This is a genomic window from Moorena sp. SIO3I6, assembly GCF_010672095.1.
In genome coordinates, this window is record NZ_JAAHHU010001018.1 from 1 (window position 1) to 1,785 (window position 1,785).

The 1,785-nt window shown below is 45.5% G+C and carries 3 protein-coding genes; 2 read left to right on the forward strand and 1 reads right to left on the reverse strand.

The genetic code is table 11. From position 1 onward, the window contains the following. Positions 1 to 732: 732 nt before the first annotated feature. On the forward strand, positions 733 to 882 hold the full coding sequence (locus tag F6K49_RS45585) for a hypothetical protein (protein ID WP_158069726.1): 150 nt from the start codon (positions 733 to 735) through the stop codon (positions 880 to 882). Positions 883 to 1,114: 232 nt separating this feature from the next. Continuing rightward, positions 1,115 to 1,555 (forward strand): hypothetical protein, encoded by a 441-nt coding sequence (locus F6K49_RS45590; protein ID WP_143727747.1) that lies wholly within the window; start codon positions 1,115 to 1,117, stop codon positions 1,553 to 1,555. On the opposite strand, the gene F6K49_RS45595 is transcribed toward F6K49_RS45590, so the two are convergent. After that, a partial coding sequence (locus F6K49_RS45595) for a hypothetical protein (RefSeq protein ID WP_293108855.1) occupies positions 1,545 to 1,785 on the reverse strand: 241 nt, incomplete at its 5' end. The genes F6K49_RS45590 and F6K49_RS45595 overlap by 11 nt on opposite strands.

The following is a 1,785-nucleotide window of genomic DNA, read 5'->3' on the forward strand; positions in this document are numbered from 1 at the left end:
GGGGCTGATCTGACTTTTTTGAAAATTACTCAACCCACACCAGTCCAACAAAAGGCGTTAGATTTACTTGGTGTTTCCCTATTTGTACCCAGTAAATGACCGACAGAAAATCTGCTATTCCTTACCCAGCATAGGTTGCCCTTTTTGTCAAAGGGGGAACTTCAGTCAAGACCATGATTGAACAGCGATCAATGACATGGGCAATGCCCACCAAGACCCAACCAGAATCGTAGGGTGGGCATTGCGGATCAAGACCATGATTGAACAGCGATCAATGAAATGAGCAATGCCCACCAATAATGACAATCGTAGGGTGGGCAAATAGTGATGTCAATTCCGGAATGTTTGGGAGTTGGAAACCGGCCATAGGTACCCTGGTTGGTGGGCATTGCTCCGGTAAATTCCGGCAGGGTTGGGGGTTGGTTTCAAGCAATGCCCACCCTACAAAATGCATACTTTGTTGTCACCCCGTGAGGTTTCAAGCAATGCTTTGGGTGGGCAAAGTAATGGTGAATTCCGGAAGGTTTGGGAGGCATAGGTACCCTGGTTGGTGGGCATTGCTCTGGTCAATTCCGGCAGGATTGGGGGTTGGTTTCAAGGAATGCCCACCCTACAAAAGCTACAAAAGCGATCGCGTAGCGGCTCCAAAGGAGCATCGCACTACAAAATGCACCCTGGTTGGTGGGCATTGCTCCGGTAAATTCCGGCAGAGTTGGGGGTTGATTTCAAGCAATGCCCACCCTACTAAATGCTTACTGCTTGGTGGGCATTGCTCTGGTCAATTCCGGCAGGATTGGGAGTTGGTTTCAAGCAATGCCCACCCTACAAAATGCGTACTACAAAATGCGTTCGCGTAGCGGCTCCAAAGGAGCATCGCACTAGAAAAATCTCCTGAGCCTGAGGGTCGAGCGAGGAAATATGGTGAAGGTAAAACAGTTCTTGAGTTTTCGGTGATGACGAAGGGAGTTAAACTAGGAAAATTTTTGGCATTGAATCGAGCTGCACCAGTTCACACTCAGGCTTTTGGTCACCTAGAGAGTCTTGAAGGGAAGTGTGGGAGGTGTGCTAAGTTGGGACAGTTTGGGAAGTTTGGGAATTCGACTAATATCTAGTTATGAGAAATCCTAAAAAGCAGTTAACACTATTATCATGGACTCACTATATGTTTGGGGGATTTTTTGGATTTTACTCCCTGTTTATACTAATGTTGTATATCCCTTTTGGTCTGTTCATTATTGGTGCAACTGACTCAATTCCTGCAGACTTATCAGGAGAGTTATCAGACTGGTTTAAGTTATCACGAAATGTGTCATCAGACTTGCCTGGCTATTTGCTAGTCATTTCTGGTGCCATACTTTTCATCCTTGGAGAAGTCTTTGCTTTTGCTATCATTCTCTCTGGCTATATGCTCAGAAAAAGCAAGAATTATTGGTTTTCATTTATGATAGCTTGCCTACTCTGCTGGTTCAGACCATTTGGCACACTTGTTGGAATTTTAACGATTGTTGTTCTATCTCGGCAATCGGTAAAAAAATTATATCCTTTTAAGTATTAAAAGGGAATCGGGAATCGGGAATCGGGAATCGGGAATCGGGAATCGGGAATCGGGAGTCGGGAGTCGGGAGTCGGGAGTCGGGAATCGAAAGCAAGGAACAGGGAAAAATTTTTGTGTATCTCATTGTCTTGATCCAAAGCGCGAGTGGGGGTTTCCCACAAGACCGGGCTGCATCGCTACTATAAGAACCACTGTAGTTAGTATTACTATACTTGTGATTAGTGTAAGGG

Coding starts and splice junctions, on each gene's coding strand:
- F6K49_RS45585 (WP_158069726.1), top strand. CDS start 733: ATGCCCACCCTACTAAATGCTTACTGCTTGGTGGGCATTGCTCTGGTC.
- F6K49_RS45590 (WP_143727747.1), top strand. CDS start 1,115: ATGAGAAATCCTAAAAAGCAGTTAACACTATTATCATGGACTCACTAT.